This window comes from Pseudarthrobacter sp. S6, assembly GCF_050156575.1.
Lineage (GTDB): Bacteria > Actinomycetota > Actinomycetes > Actinomycetales > Micrococcaceae > Arthrobacter.
Genome location: NZ_CP189581.1, coordinates 4,023,922 through 4,038,060, shown reverse-complemented (window position 1 = coordinate 4,038,060; position 14,139 = coordinate 4,023,922). Strand labels below are relative to the sequence as shown.

At 66.5% G+C, this 14,139-nt stretch carries 14 protein-coding genes and 1 riboswitch; of the genes, 9 read left to right on the top strand and 5 right to left on the bottom strand.

Annotated elements, in window-relative coordinates; genetic code table 11:
• Positions 1-23 precede the first annotated feature (23 nt).
• The 3 genes from ACQCS0_RS19385 to ACQCS0_RS19375 form a co-directional block, all read right to left on the bottom strand.
• Positions 24-1,205, bottom strand: a complete 1,182-nt coding sequence (locus ACQCS0_RS19385; RefSeq protein ID WP_354155159.1) for a cation:proton antiporter — start codon at positions 1,203-1,205, stop codon at positions 24-26.
• A gap of 5 nt (positions 1,206-1,210) precedes the next feature.
• The gene (locus tag ACQCS0_RS19380) at positions 1,211-1,693 is read right to left on the bottom strand and encodes a TrkA C-terminal domain-containing protein (RefSeq protein WP_354155158.1); all 483 of its coding nucleotides are present in this window, start codon (positions 1,691-1,693) and stop codon (positions 1,211-1,213) included.
• Positions 1,694-1,754: 61 nt separating this feature from the next.
• The gene (locus ACQCS0_RS19375) at positions 1,755-3,158 is read right to left on the bottom strand and encodes an MFS transporter (protein WP_354155157.1); all 1,404 of its coding nucleotides are present in this window, start codon (positions 3,156-3,158) and stop codon (positions 1,755-1,757) included.
• Positions 3,159-3,351: 193 nt separating this feature from the next.
• Here ACQCS0_RS19375 and ACQCS0_RS19370 point away from each other — a divergent pair, with 193 nt between their 5' ends.
• The 6 genes from ACQCS0_RS19370 to mnhG are packed head-to-tail and all read left to right on the top strand — an operon-like array spanning position 3,352 to position 9,819.
• Positions 3,352-6,396, top strand: coding sequence for a Na+/H+ antiporter subunit A (locus ACQCS0_RS19370; protein WP_354155156.1), 3,045 nt, complete (start codon positions 3,352-3,354; stop codon positions 6,394-6,396).
• A complete protein-coding gene (locus ACQCS0_RS19365) occupies positions 6,393-6,986 on the top strand; it encodes a Na(+)/H(+) antiporter subunit C (protein ID WP_354155155.1) in 594 nt (197 codons plus the stop codon). Before ACQCS0_RS19370 ends, ACQCS0_RS19365 begins: the two co-directional genes overlap by 4 nt.
• Positions 6,983-8,590, top strand: coding sequence for a Na+/H+ antiporter subunit D (locus ACQCS0_RS19360; RefSeq protein ID WP_354155154.1), 1,608 nt, complete (start codon positions 6,983-6,985; stop codon positions 8,588-8,590). The genes ACQCS0_RS19365 and ACQCS0_RS19360 overlap by 4 nt, the downstream gene beginning before the upstream one ends.
• Positions 8,587-9,132, top strand: coding sequence for a Na+/H+ antiporter subunit E (locus ACQCS0_RS19355; RefSeq protein WP_354155153.1), 546 nt, complete (start codon positions 8,587-8,589; stop codon positions 9,130-9,132). The genes ACQCS0_RS19360 and ACQCS0_RS19355 overlap by 4 nt, the downstream gene beginning before the upstream one ends.
• On the top strand, positions 9,129-9,407 hold the full coding sequence (locus tag ACQCS0_RS19350) for a monovalent cation/H+ antiporter complex subunit F (RefSeq protein ID WP_111908152.1): 279 nt from the start codon (positions 9,129-9,131) through the stop codon (positions 9,405-9,407). Before ACQCS0_RS19355 ends, ACQCS0_RS19350 begins: the two co-directional genes overlap by 4 nt.
• Entirely contained in the window at positions 9,397-9,819 is a 423-nt protein-coding gene (gene mnhG, locus ACQCS0_RS19345; RefSeq protein ID WP_354155152.1) for a monovalent cation/H(+) antiporter subunit G, read from the top strand. The genes ACQCS0_RS19350 and mnhG overlap by 11 nt, the downstream gene beginning before the upstream one ends.
• Before the next feature lie 117 nt (positions 9,820-9,936).
• Here the strand turns inward: mnhG and ACQCS0_RS19340 are convergent, their stop codons facing one another.
• Together ACQCS0_RS19340 and ACQCS0_RS19335 are read right to left on the bottom strand one after the other, a co-directional pair.
• Positions 9,937-10,200, bottom strand: a complete 264-nt coding sequence (locus tag ACQCS0_RS19340) for a DUF4235 domain-containing protein (protein ID WP_282330513.1) — start codon at positions 10,198-10,200, stop codon at positions 9,937-9,939.
• Positions 10,201-10,241: 41 nt separating this feature from the next.
• Positions 10,242-10,784 (bottom strand): heme-degrading domain-containing protein, encoded by a 543-nt coding sequence (locus ACQCS0_RS19335; protein ID WP_354155151.1) that lies wholly within the window; start codon positions 10,782-10,784, stop codon positions 10,242-10,244.
• Positions 10,785-10,840: 56 nt separating this feature from the next.
• Positions 10,841-10,982, top strand: a riboswitch (TPP riboswitch).
• 64 nt (positions 10,983-11,046) lie between these two features.
• Here ACQCS0_RS19335 and ACQCS0_RS19330 point away from each other — a divergent pair.
• Genes ACQCS0_RS19330 through ACQCS0_RS19320 form a run of 3 tightly spaced genes read left to right on the top strand, consistent with a single transcriptional unit; the run spans position 11,047 to position 14,128 of the window.
• Entirely contained in the window at positions 11,047-11,697 is a 651-nt protein-coding gene (locus tag ACQCS0_RS19330) for an ECF transporter S component (protein WP_354155150.1), read from the top strand.
• Positions 11,697-13,337: an ABC transporter ATP-binding protein gene (locus tag ACQCS0_RS19325; protein WP_426939967.1), complete on the top strand. Its 1,641-nt coding sequence runs from the start codon at positions 11,697-11,699 to the stop codon at positions 13,335-13,337. Before ACQCS0_RS19330 ends, ACQCS0_RS19325 begins: the two co-directional genes overlap by 1 nt.
• Positions 13,334-14,128, top strand: coding sequence for an energy-coupling factor transporter transmembrane component T (locus ACQCS0_RS19320; protein ID WP_354155148.1), 795 nt, complete (start codon positions 13,334-13,336; stop codon positions 14,126-14,128). The genes ACQCS0_RS19325 and ACQCS0_RS19320 overlap by 4 nt, the downstream gene beginning before the upstream one ends.
• Positions 14,129-14,139: the final 11 nt, after the last annotated feature.

Genomic DNA, 14,139 nt, shown 5'->3' with positions numbered 1-14,139 from the left:
CGGATGCGCGGTTAGGCCCGGCCCTACGCCTTTGCGGGCAACCGGACGGATCCACCGAAAGCCTTGAGCGCCGGTTCCACGTAGCGCGCTGCCAGTGGCCCGAGGATGGCCATGATCAGCACGTAGGCGGTTGCCAGGGCGGCGAGCTCGTCCGGGACCACGCCTGACGCCACGGCCAGCCCGGCGATCACGATGGAGAACTCGCCGCGCGCAATCAGGGCGGCGCCGGCACGGAAGCGCCCCGGGCGGGCAATGCCTGCCCGCTTGGCGGCCCAGATGCCTGTGAGCATCTTGGTGGTGGCCGTGATGACCGCCAGGATCAGGGCCCACCCGAACACCGGCGGGATGGTGGTCGGGTCGGTGTTGAGCCCGAAGGCCACAAAGAAGATGGCTGCAAAGAGATCCCGCAGCGGTTCCAGGATCCGGGTGGCGCTGTGGGCGGTGGCCCCCGAAATGGCGATGCCCAACATAAACGCGCCCACTGCGGCCGAAACCTGCAGGGCGGATGCTACGCCAGCCACCAGCAGTGCAGCGCCGAGGAGATTAAGCAGGAAGACTTCGGAATTTTCGCTGTGCACGGCCTGCGACACCCGGTGGCCGTGGCGGAGAGCCACCATCAACACCACGGTGACCACTGCCAGGGAGATTCCCACGGTAGTGAGCCCGCCCAGGAAGCCGACGCCGGCAAGGGTTGCGGTGAGGATCGGCAGGTACACGGCCATGGCCAGGTCCTCAAACACCAGGATGGACAGCACCACGGGGGTCTCGCGGTTACCGACCCGGCCCAGGTCCGTGATGACCTTGGCCGCGATCCCGGAGGACGATATATACGTGACACCGCCCATGACCATTGCGCCCACCAGGCCCCAGCCAAGCAGCAGCGCCAGCCCTGCGCCCGGGATGAAATTCAGCATCAGGTCAAGGACACCGGCCTGCCAGGACCTACGCAGACCGGTGAAGAGCTCGGCAGCCGTATATTCCAAACCGAGCATAAGCAGCAGCAGGATCACGCCGATTTCGCCGGAGAGATGTGCGAATTCCTGCATGCCTTCGAGCTTGACCACGCCGCCTGCGCCGAAGGCGAGTCCGCCAACGAGGTAGAGCGGGATGGGTGACATTCCGATCCGTCCGGCCAGCCTGGCCAGGAGGCCAAGGCAGAACACAACAGCCCCCAGTTCAATGAGGGTCAGGGCCAGCGGGTCCATGACGCTCAGCCGTTGCGCAGGATGTCGGCCGCCGAATCGAGGCCTTCTTGCGTTCCCACTGCGACCAGGAGGTCACCGGAGTGAAGGACGACGTCGGGTCCCGGCGACGGGAGCACCTCTCCTTCACGCATGATCGCCACGATCGAGACTCCGCAGCGGGTGCGGATGCAGGCCTTTCCCATGGGCTGGTTCTGGAACGGCGATTCCGGAGCGATGGAGAACTGCCGGGTCACGATGCCCGGAATCTCCTTGTGCTCTTCAGTCAGTTTCATAGCCAGGTGCTGCCCGCCCAGGAGGTTACCCAGGGCGGCGGCCTCATCCCCGGTCAGGGGAATCGACGCCTGGCAGGTGTCGGGATCATCCCAGGTGGAAACGATGAGTTCCATCGTGCCCTCCCGCAGCTCCACCACGCCGATTCGGCGGCCGGAAGCGGTCATGAAGTCCTTCCGACGGCCCAGGCCGGGGAGGTCAGTCTCGTCCACGTTCATACAACCCAGCCTAGTCTCCACAAACGGTTTTCGGTTGGGTGTGCGCAGGGCGGCGGGGGTGCTAGGACACGGGAACGACGGCGATGGCGGTCTTGTCCGGCGACTTCACCGGGAGCAGAACCAGCAGGCCGGCGAGCAGCACCACCGTGATGCCGAGGATGCCCCAGCGCTGGGCCTCGCCGGGCGCTACCAACGGAGTGGCCAGCACGATGCACAGGGTGAACAGCGCCGGAGCCAGGAAGCTGACGGCGCGGCCGGTGGTGGCGTAGAGGCCGAACAGCTCGCCGGACTCGCCGTGGGGTGCCAGCCGGGCCAGGTACGCCCGCGACGAGGACTGGGCGGGCCCCACAAACAGGCACAGGAACAGTCCGAAGACCCAGAACGTAGTGCTGCCTGCCCACGCCGCGCCAAAGAAGATGTAGTCCCCGTTACCGAGGACCAGGATCATGGTCCCTGCGATCAGCAGCCCCACGAGGGAACCCACAATGACGGCCTTGGGCCCCGCCCGGTCGTCCAGGAACCCGCCGATGACCGCCCCCACGGCCGCCACCACGTTCCCGAAGATGGCGAAGAAGATGACTTCGGATAATTCGAAGCCGAACGTGCCGGCCGCGATGATGCCGCCGAACGTGAACACGGCCGCGAGGCCGTCGCGGAAAACGGCGCTGGCCAGGAGGAAATAGATGGTGTGCGGACTGGTGGCATAGATTGCCTTGATCCGCCGGAACAGCAGGCGGTAGGAGGCCAGGAGTCCCAGGGGTTGGGCCCGCTCCGGCCGCGGGAGTTCAGGGACAGCGAACAGCACCGGCAGGGCGAAGATGAAGAACCACAGGGCGGAGAACACAGCTACCAGCCGGATGTTCAGGCTGTCCTCGGTGGAGGCGCCGAACCAGTCGAAGCTCGGCTGCACAAAGAGCTGCAGCACAATCAGCAATGCCACAATGCCGCCCAGGTAGCCCATGCCCCAGCCGAATCCGCTGACCTTGCCGATGTTTTTCGGAGTGGAGATCTGGGCCAACATGGCGTTGTAGTTGACGCCGGCGAACTCAAAAAACACATTCCCCAGCGCGATGAGGGAAACGCCCAGCAGAAGGAACTCCGGCCGAGGGAAGACAAAGAAGCACAGGCCCGTCAGGATGGCCACGGCGGCCGTGTTGACCCCAAGCCACAGCTTCCGGCGGCCTCCGTTGTCCGAGCGCTGCCCGGTCACCGGAGCAAGCAGCGCGATGGCGATCCCCGCAATGGCCAGTGCACTGCCAAGAACGGCAGAAGCCTGGTCTTCGCCACCGAAGGCGTTGGAGGTGAGGTAGACGGTGAAGACGAAGGTGGTCATGACTGCGTTGAAGGCCGCCGAACCCCAGTCCCAGGCGGCCCAGGCGAGCACCCGGCCCTTGCTGGTGGCGTGGGTTTCGGACGCGAGTTCCGTTGACGGCTGCATGGCCTCAGGAGCGCTGGCGGTGTTCATAGCCTGAATCGTATCCGCCCGTGGCGAACAGGGCGGTGATGGTACGCCGGGCACCGGGGAAATTCCAGGGCGGCGTGGTCCGGTCCGGGGAACTGTCAGGGCTGCCTTGCTAAACTGTGGCCACCGAACCTGACACATGAACCGCCTGCCCTGACTTTTTGACGATTGAATCCCTGACATTGCGGAGATACCAGTGATCACAGTTCTTGCCGTGCACTTTGCGGTGGCCGCCGTGGCGCCGTTTCTCTTCAGGGTGTGGGGGCGCAACGCTTTCTACGCGCTGGCGGCTGTGCCCTCTGCTGCGTTCGTCTGGCTGCTGTTCCAGCACGGCGCCGTGTACTCGGACGCCGGCGCGGTCTCGGAAGTCTTCCCGTGGATTCCCGGGCTGGATCTTGAATTCGCCTTCCGGCTCGATCCCCTCGCCTGGGTGATGTCGCTCCTTATCCTGGGCGTGGGCGCCTTGGCGCTTGTATATTCCGCGCGGTACTTCAGCCCCAAGGACCAGGACCTCGGCGGCTTCGGCGCCCAATTCCTCGCATTCGCCGGAGTGATGTTCGGCCTGGTGATCGCTGACGACCTTCTTCTGATGTTCATCTTCTGGGAACTCACCACCATCCTGTCCTACCTGCTGATTGGCTTCGCCCGGACCAGGCTGGCGGCCCGGCGTTCGGCGCTGCAGGCCCTGATGGTCACCACCGCGGGCGGACTGGCCATGCTGGTGGGGCTGATCATGCTGGGGCAGAGCGCCGGAACCTACCGGATTTCGGCGGTTCTGGCGCAGGCTCCCACCCTGGTGAGCGGACCTTCGGGCGCAACCGTTGCTGCCGCCGTCGTACTCATCCTGACGGGCGCCATTAGTAAGTCCGCCCTGGTTCCCTTCCACTTCTGGCTTCCCGGAGCCATGGCGGCTCCCACCCCGGTGAGCGCATACCTCCACGCCGCGGCGATGGTGAAGGCCGGGATTTACCTGGTGGCGCGGCTCGCCCCGGGGTTTTCCGACACCACGTACTGGCAGTCCATTGTGCTGGGGCTGGGCCTGGCCACCATGCTGGTTGGCGGCTACCGGGCCCTCCGGCAGACCGACATCAAACTCATCCTGGCCTACGGCACCGTCAGCCAGCTGGGGTTCCTGACCATGGTCGCGGGCCTGGGCACGCCGGATGCAGCCCTAGCAGGGCTCGCGATGCTCCTCGCCCACGGACTTTTCAAGGCCACCCTCTTCCTGGTGGTTGGCATCATCGACCAGCAGGCGGGGACCCGGGATGTCCGCCAGCTGTCCGGCGTGTTCCGGCAGTCCCGCGCGCTCGGAATTGTGGCCGGCATCGGAGCCGCCTCGATGGCCGGTGTCCCGCTGCTCGCAGGGTTCGTGGCCAAGGAATCCGTTGTGGAAGCCTTTGTCCACCATGCATCCGACGGCGAGGCCTGGAGCATGGTGGTGCTCGTGGGCATTGTCATTGGGTCCATTCTCACGTTCGCTTACAGTGCCCGCTTTATGTGGGGAGCGTTCGCGGTGAAGCCGGGTATTGAGCGGACCACGTTCAAGGCGGTCAGGCCTTCCTTCCTGGCGGCCCCGGCCCTCCTCAGCCTCCTGAGCATCGTCTCCGGCCTCTGGCCGGCGCCGGTGGACGCCTGGGTCCAGCCCTACGCGGCGCTGTTCGCCTCCACCGCGTCCGACGCCGGCACACCGGCCGAGCAGGCAGGCCACCTTGCGCTGTGGCACGGTTTCACGGCATCCCTGGGACTGACGGCCCTCACGTTCGCGCTGGGTCTGGCGATGTACTTCGGACGAACCCTGGTGGCCCGCGCGCAGTCCCGCGTGCCCAGCTGGATCGACGGCGACCGCATCTACCAGCTCACCATCGGCGCCCTGGATGACACCGCCGTCTGGATCACGGGCCGCACGCAGCGTGGTTCGCTGTACTTCTACCTCGCCGTGATCCTCACCGTGGCATTCGTCCTGCCGCTGACGGCCATGCTGCTGGCGGGCAAGCCGCTTCCCGACAACCTGTACTTCATCGACCCTTACTCGCCGCTGCAGCCGGTGGTCGGGGCAGGGATTGTGATCGGCGCTTTGGCCGCGGTTAAGGCCAACAAACGGTTCCTCGCTGTGCTGATGGTGTCAGTGACCGGGTACGGGATCGCCCTGATGTTCGCGCTCCAGGGCGCACCGGATCTGGCCCTCACCCAGGTACTTGTGGAAACCATCATCCTGGTGGCCTTTGTCCTGGCCATGCGCAGCCTGCCGGCCGAACTCCGCGACCGGACCGGCGGCAAGTACCGGGTGATCCGCGTGATCATCGGGGCTGCGTTCGGAGTCACCATGGTCTTCGCCGCCATTCACGCCATGGGCGCCCGGGTGGCTGTCCCGGTGTCTCGGGAGTTCCCGCGCCTCGCCTATGAAGGCGGCGGCGGGCTGAACATCGTCAACGTGACCCTGGTGGACATCCGAGCCTGGGACACCTTCGGTGAAATATCCGTCCTGGCCCTGGCCGCCACAGGTGTGGCCAGCCTTATCTTCGTCCGCGACCGTGGAGACCGGAGCAGGGTCCCTGACACCATTGCCGAGGGCAGCGTTGGCCGCCAGGTTGCGGTGGATCCCGGGTCGCGGGACGCAGCAGCTCTGGCCATCAGCCGCAAATTCGCAGCGTCGGCCCGGGAGGCCTGGATCGTGGCGGGGCGCACCCTGGCACCGGAACGGCGCTCCATTATCTTTGAAGTGGTCACCCGGCTGATCTTCCACTCCCTGATCATCTTCTCGCTCTACCTTCTCCTGGCCGGCCATAACCTGCCCGGCGGCGGATTCGCCGGCGGTTTGACTGCCGGGCTTGCCTTGGCCATCCGGTACCTGGCCGGTGGCCGGTTCGAACTGCGCGAGGCCACCCCGGTCGGCGCCGGGACGCTGCTGGGGATCGGGCTCGCTACGGCGGCGGCGTCCGGTGTGGTGCCGCTGCTGCTGGGCGGCCAGGTATTGCAGACGGCCATCATTGAACTCTGGCTTCCGGTGTTCGGGGACATCAAGTTCGTCACGTCCACCATTTTCGACATCGGCGTGTACATCGTGGTGATCGGCCTGGTGCTGGACGTTCTGCGGAGCTTGGGCTCCGAGATCGACGAACACTTCGAAGAGCAGCGGACTGCTCCTGCCGAAGACCTGCCAACCGACCACGACCCTGCCGCTGCCCAGGTGCAGGAGCCCGTGGGCGTCCCCGCCGGCGCCCCCGCTACGGACCAAGGATGAGCGTCAACCTGACTCTGCTGACCGTCATGGGCGCCCTGTATGCGTGCGGCATCTACCTGATCCTGGAACGCAGCCTCACCCGGGTGCTGTTGGGACTGATGCTGTTGGCCAACGCCACCAACCTGCTAATCCTGGCCACCGGTGGCTATGCCGGGCTGGCGCCGCTGTACAACAAGGACACCGCCGCCCAGGAGTACTCGGACCCCCTTCCGCAGGCGCTGATCCTCACGTCGATCGTGATCTCCTTCGCCGTGACGGCCTTTATGCTCGGCATCATTTACCGCACGTGGGTCCTGGCCCGCCAGGATGAGATCCAGGACGACGTCGAGGACCTCCGCGTCGCCGAGACGCCCCGCTTCGATGCCGAGGATGATGCCCCTATCCCAGCCGAAACGTCCGAGTTTCCCCTGACCATGCTCGGCAGCGACGGGGGCGCCGTCTCAGACCACCCCCCGACGGCGGAGCGCCCGGAAGCGTCCGGCGGTTCCGTCACGGTCGGGGCCAAGGAGATTCCTGCCGCGGATGCCGCCGCTGAAGAGCAACCCGGCTCGCAGAACGTAACCCCTGGTCCCGAAGGAGGTGTGAAGTGAACATCGCAAGCTTTGCCCCGCTCGCCGTCGTTCTTCCCATCCTCGGTGCTGCCCTGGCCTTCCTCCTGATCCGGCACTCCCGCGCCCAGCGCGCGGTGAGCATCGGGGTGCTGTCCCTGACGCTCGTGCTGGAGTGCCTGCTGCTGGGCTCCGTGTGGGACGGCGGAACCGCCGCCGTGAACATCGGTGGCTGGCTACCGCCGTGGGGCATCACGATGGTGGTGGACCAGTTCTCGTCCCTCATGCTCGTGGTGTCGTCGGCCATCAGCCTCGCCGTGCTGGTCTATGCCACCGGGCAGGGCATGGCCGACGGCGACCACGACGCGCCGGTGTCGATCTTCCACCCCACCTACCTGATCCTCGTAGCCGGGGTCTCCAACGCGTTCCTGTCCGGTGACCTGTTCAACCTGTACGTCGGTTTCGAGATCCTGCTGACGGCAAGCTATGTGCTGATGACGTTGGGCGGAACCGGCCCGCGCATCCGCGCCGGTGTCACGTACGTGGTGGTCTCCGTGGTGTCCTCGGTGCTGTTCCTGATCTCCATCGCCATGGTCTACGGCGCCACCGGAACCGTGAACATGGCCGACCTCGCCATTAAGCTCGCGGACCTGGACGGGGGAACCCGGACCCTGCTGCACGTGATGCTCCTGGTGGCCTTCGGCATCAAAGCGGCCGTGTTCCCGCTCTCCTTCTGGCTGCCTGACTCCTACCCCACGGCGCCCGCGCCGGTCACCGCGGTATTCGCCGGCCTGCTGACCAAAGTCGGGGTCTACGCGATGGTGCGCACGGAGACCCTCCTCTTCCCGGGGGACAGCCTGAACACTCCGCTGATGGTGGCGGCGCTGCTGACCATGGTGGTGGGAATCCTTGGCGCCTTGGCGCAAAGCGACATCAAACGTCTGTTGTCTTTCACCCTGGTGAGTCACATCGGATACATGGTGTTTGGGCTGGCTATGTCCTCGGTGGCCGGGCTTGGCGCCGCCGTGTTCTACGTGGCCCACCACATCACCATTCAGACCAGCCTTTTCATGGTCACGGGCCTGATCGAACGCCGTGGCGGCAGCTCTTCCGTGGACAGGTTGGCAGGCCTGGCCAAGCTGTCACCCATGCTGGCCCTGCTGTTCTTTATCCCCGCCATGAACCTGGCCGGGATCCCGCCGTTCTCCGGGTTCATGGGGAAGGTGGGGCTCATCCAGGCGGGCATCGAACTGGGCACGCCGCTGGCCTACGCCCTGGTGATCGGCGGCGTGGTCACCAGCCTCCTGACCCTGCTGGCTGTCGCACGGGTCTGGAACCGCGCGTTCTGGCGCAAGCCCTCGGACGCCGAGCACCCGGACCCCGTCTTGCTGGCCGCGCCCGAGGATTCGGACACCGGCAGCCGGGCCGGCCGCAAGAACGTCACGCTGCTGCCCCGGACCATGGTGGGTTCAACGCTGGGCCTGGTGGCGCTGGGCGTGTCACTGACGGTCTTCGCCGGCCCGTTGTTCACCGTCTCGGACCAGGCCGCCCACGAAATGCTGGACAGATCCGCCTACATTCAGGCCGTTCTGGGCGAGGACACGCAGGTTCCCCCGATGGCCCTGAAAGACGGAGGAGGCAAATGAGCCGCCGGCGGATTTCCCTGCGCCAGGAACTGCCCCTGCTGGTATGGCTGGTGATCGTCTGGGGCGCCCTGTGGCAGGACCTCAGCCCCGGCAACCTGCTGTTCGGCGCGTTGCTGGCCGTGCTCGTGGCCCGGATGTTCTACCTGCCGCCGGTAGAAGTCAGCGGCCGCTTCAACATTCTTCACGCCGTGCCATTTGCCCTGCGTTTCCTGGGCAGGGTGGCGGCAGCGAGCGTTGAGGTCATGTACTTGGCGGCTGTCCGCGGCCCCCGGGTCATCAGCTCCGTCGTCGCAGTGCCGTTGCGGAGCCACCAGGACCTCATGGTCACCGCCACCGGGCATGTGATCTCCCTGATCCCGGGCTCCCTGGTGGTGGAAGTGGACCGGTCAACGTCCACCTTGTACCTCCACGGGCTCAACGTCAGCAGCCCGGAAGAGGTCGCGAACCTGCGCAGGGAAGTCCGCTCGATCGAGGCGGACCTGATCAGGATCATGGGTTCCCGCGAAGAACTCGAAGCAATCCGGCAGGAGGCCGCAGCATGATGCAGACCGTTCTGGCTGTTACGGCAGTCATTCTTTCGCTGGCAGCGGCGGGAGCCATCATCAGGATCTCCCGCGGCCCGTCGCTGCTGGACAGGGTGCTGGCCTCCGACGTCCTGCTTGCGATCCTCGGCGCGGCCCTGTGTATCGATATGGCCGTCAACCGGCACCTGAACAACCTGATGCTGCTGGTGGCGCTGTCCATTGTCGGCTTCATCGGGTCAGTGACAGTTGCGCGCTTTGTGGCCGACCGTCGGGAGCAAGCCAATGAATCCTGAGGCCGGCGTGGTTGATAACGTCATCGATACCGTGTCGGCGGTGTTCCTGCTGGTGGGTGCCCTCATGTCCCTCGCCGCCGCCGTCGGACTGCTCCGCTTTCCGGACCTGCTCAGCCGCATGCACGCGGCCACCAAGCCCCAGGTGCTGGGGCTGTTCCTGCTCCTTGCGGCCATCGGCCTGCAGATGCGCACCTGGTGGGTGTGGCCCGCGCTGCTCGTGGCCTGGATTTTCCAGCTGCTGACCGTGCCGGTTTCTGCCCACATGGTGGGCCGCGCCGGGTACCGCACCAAGCACCTGCACCGCGAGCTGCTCAGCTCCGATGAACTCGACGCCGTGGTTCAGAAGGCGGCACAATCCGCCCGGGATGACTCCTCCCGGGATGAAGCGGACGACGGCGGCCGGCGGGGCTGAGCCTCATTCGTCGATGCTAGTGTTCCGCCCCGCGCGCGAGTTTTTGTCCAGATAACACGGCGTCAGTGCCGGTTGGAGGCCTTTAGCTGGACAAAAACTCATGGGTTGGTGGTGCGCTTAGACGATGTCCTGGGACTTGGCGAAGCGGGTAATGGCCCGCTGTGTGCCGCGGTTGGCCAGCACCTGGATGATGGTGCTGACCGAGGCCGAAATAAGCGCGAACGTCAGCGCCGAGCGGAGGCTCGTGGGGGTGTCTTCATCCTTGCCGGTGGGAGGCTTCCGGCCCGTGGACTTTTCCCACACGGTATTGACCATCTTGGTGCCGACGAATCCGGCGCCGAGGCTGATTGCAGTGCCGAGCAGCTTGATGAACAGGTTCATTCGTTGAACTCCTTGTGAGCGGATCCGGGACTGCCTTTAGCCTAACCCGGCCGCATCGACTCCAGAATCTCCCGCAGGGCCTCCACCACGAGATCATGGTCCTGCTGTTGGGGCAGGCCCGAGACCGTCACCGTGGCTACGGCACCCACGCCGGTGACGTAGACCGGGAAGCAGCCGCCGTGGGCCGCGTAGACGGTTTCGTCGTACCAGCCGTGGTCCTCGATCCGGCCGCCGTGCAGCCGGCCGCGGAGGCCCACCAGCAACGACGGGATCTCATACCTGGCGGCGGTGCGCTGCTTCGCCCGGATCCAGTGCTCGTTGTCGGGGGTGGCCCCGTCCAGGGCAACATGGAAAAGGACCTGGTCACCCTTCGTGATGTCGATCGCGATAGGCAGCTGGCGCGATTTGCCGAGCTCCACCAGCAGCAGCCCCAGGTTGAGGGAATCATCCCTGGTGAAATGGGGAAACTGCAGCTCGCTGACCTCGCCCTCGATGCGGGCGATCAGGGCCTCCAGCAGCCCCGCCGGCTGGGGCACCGTCGCATCGGGATTGAACGCAGTCACAGTCGGGTTGTTGGCAGTCATGGCCCACAATCTACCCCGCCCGCGGTGTAAACTGGAGCACGCCCATCAGGGCAGATTTATTACGACAGGGGAGCGCCGCCGTCGGACATCACTGGCATTGCCAGGGACCCGCAGGCCGGCGCTGAGAGTGCGGACAGCCGCAGACCCTCGAACCTGATCCGGTTAGTACCGGCGCAAGGGAGTCGAGTTCTCGAAGGGTCCGGCAACGGCGGCAGCGCCGCTTACCGGGGCACTTTCCCCTCCTGTTCCTCAGGAGGACAATATGACAACTGCAGCATTCAAAAAGACCGGCAATACCTGGCGTGTTGTGGACATCGTGGTGGCGGCGCTCATCGCCATCACCGGCGGCGTGATCTTCTGGGCGTGGTCCCAAGCCGCCGGCATCGTTTCCGCACCGATGAATGCCGTTTACCCCCCGCTGACCGGCCTGATCGCCGGCGGCTGGATGATCCCGGCAGTGCTGGGCATGCTCATCATCCGCAAACCCGGCGCGGCGCTCTTCTGCGAAACTGTGGCCGCCACCGGCGAACTCATCATGGGCTCGCAGTACGGCGCCACGGTGCTGATCTCCGGACTCCTCCAGGGCCTGGGCGCCGAACTGGTGTTCTTCCTGCTGGTGTACGGCAACTTCCGGTTCAAATCCTCCCTGCACCAGAAATACAACCTCATCGCCGCTCTGCTTGCCGGTGCCGGGGCGGGGCTGTTCTGCGGCCTCAACGACTCGTTTCTGCCGTGGGGCTGGAATATCGCCTACGAGCCGGGCGACAAGCTCGCCTACATCGTGTTCTGCACCATCTCCGGCGCGGTGATTGCGGGCGCGCTGTCCTGGATCGCCACGCGCGGCCTGGCCAAGACCGGTGTGCTGAGCTCGTTCGCGTCCCGGAAGGCAGCGTCGGAGCCCGTCTTCAACTGATGACCGCTTCCGACGCCGTCGCTTCCGGAGTGCGCCCCGCCACGGTATCCGCCCGTGGCTGGGGCTGGCGGCATGCCGGCCGTTCCGCCCCCGCCGTCCATGGGCTCGACCTCGACATCGCTCCCGGCGAGCGGGTGCTGCTGCTGGGCCCGTCGGGCGCGGGCAAGTCAACGCTGCTGCACGCGCTCGCGGGGGTGCTGGGGGATGAAGGAGACGACGCCGACGAAACCGGTTCGCTGCTGATCGACGGGGTGGTTCCCCGCGGGCAGCGCGGCCGCTCAGGCCTGATGCAGCAAGACCCCGAAACGCAGGTAGTTCTGTCGCGCCTGGGTGACGACGTCGCCTTCGGCGCCGAGAACCTCGCCGTTCCACGGGACGAGATCTGGCGGCGCGTCCATGAAGCGCTCGACGACGTCGGGCTGCGAAGTACCGGGGCCGGCGCTGTTTTGAACGCCAATGGCACTGGTGTGGACGCCGACGGCGGGCCAGGTGCCGCCGGGCTCCCGCTGGACCACCCGACGTCGGCTCTGTCCGGCGGACAGAAACAGCGTCTGGCGCTGGCCGGGATCCTCGCGATGCGGCCCGGGCTGATCCTGCTGGATGAGCCCACCGCGAACCTGGATCCCGCCGGCGTGCTGGAAGTCCGGGACGCTGTGGGCCGCTGCCTGGACAAAACCGGCGCCACACTCGTTGTGGTGGAACACCGCGTGTCCGTCTGGAAGGACCTGGTTGACCGGATTGTGGTGCTCCAGCCGGGCTCCGCTGCGGGCTCCGCAGGAAGTTTGGCCGCTACATCCGCTGTCCTCCTGGACGGGCCGCCGGATCAGGTGCTCGCGGACGCACGGGACATGCTGATCGGTGCGGGCGTCTGGGTGCCGGGGTATGTTCCGGCAACCCGGAGCCGCGCGTCCGCAGGCTCCGGTGAGCTGCTGCTGGCCGCCGCGGACCTGGCAGTCTCCCGTGAGCGTCCGCGGCGCCGCGGCTTCCGGACCATCCCACCGGTGCCGGTGCAGCAGGGCATCACAGCCCAGGTCCGTTCCGGCCACGCACTCACCATCACGGGGCCCAACGGCGCCGGGAAGTCAACGTTTGCGCTGACGCTCGCCGGATTGCTGGCGCCGGTGGCCGGGAAGGTGGCTGCCGCCGTCGAGCTTTCCGCGGGCGCCGGGATCGATCCGTTCAAATGGAAAGCCCACCAACTGATTTCCCGCATCGGAACCGTGTTCCAGGAGCCCGAGCACCAGTTCGTTACCGGCCGGGTGCTGGACGAACTGATGTTCGGTCCGCGGCATCTGGGCCATGGCGAGGAGCGGGTCGAAGAGCTGCTGGAACGGCTGCGCCTGACGCACCTGGTGGAAGCCAATCCGTACACACTGTCCGGCGGCGAAAAGCGGCGCCTGTCGGTGGCCACCGTCCTGGCGGCCCACCCGCGTGTGCTGGTGCTGGACGAGCCGACGTTCGGCCAGGACGCCAACACCTGGGCCGAGCTCGCATCGTTCCTTTCCGAACTGCTGGACGCCGGGACCTCCGTAGTTTCCGTGACCCACGACCAGGAATTCAGCGCCGTCCTGGGCGGGGCCGAACTGCGGCTTGGCCCGGCCTCACGCGGCGGCGCCCGCCAGGAAGCGGGTGCGGCATGAGGGATGCCCTGACTCTCCGCGGCAACCAGGCACCGCTGACGCGCGCCAACCCGTTGGCCAAGTTCGCCGTCGTTTTCCTCATCACGCTGGTGCTGGCGCTCTCCATCGACTGGGTGTCCGCCTCGGTGGCGATTGCGGCGGAACTGGCGCTCTTCCCGCTGGCGGGCCTTAGCCTGCGCCTGTTGTGGCAGCGCGGCTGGCCGCTCATTATCGCGGCAGCCCTGGGCGGCTGGAGCACAGCGATCGTCGCGGCCGATAGCGGCGCTGTACTGCTCGACGTCGGGATCTGGTCCATCAGCGAAGGTTCCCTGCAGCTGGGAATCGGTTTTATGCTCCGCGGCCTCGCGATTGCCCTCCCGGCGATCCTGCTCATGACCTGCACGGACCCCACCGATCTCGCCGACGCGCTGGCCCAGAGAGCCCGGTTGCCGCACCGGTTTGTCCTCGGCACGCTGGCCGCGATGCGCCTGGTGGGACTTATGGCCGAGGAGTGGCAGACCATCGGCATGGCGCGGCGGGCCCGCGGGGTGGGCTCGCAGGGCACCCCGCTGCAACGGCTGCGGGCCACCCTCGGGCAGAGCTTTGGCCTCCTGGTCCAGGCCATCCGCCGCGCATCCCGTCTGGCCGTCACCATGGAAGCGCGCGGTTTTGGCACCGGGCAGCGGACGTGGGCCCGGGAATCCACCTATTCGGCGCTGGACGCCTGGGTGCTGGCGGGCGGCGTGCTGATCGCGGCGGCGGCCGTGGTTGCCGCGGCCGCGATGGGAACCTGGAACTTCGTCTGGCGTTAGCTCGATCCTGC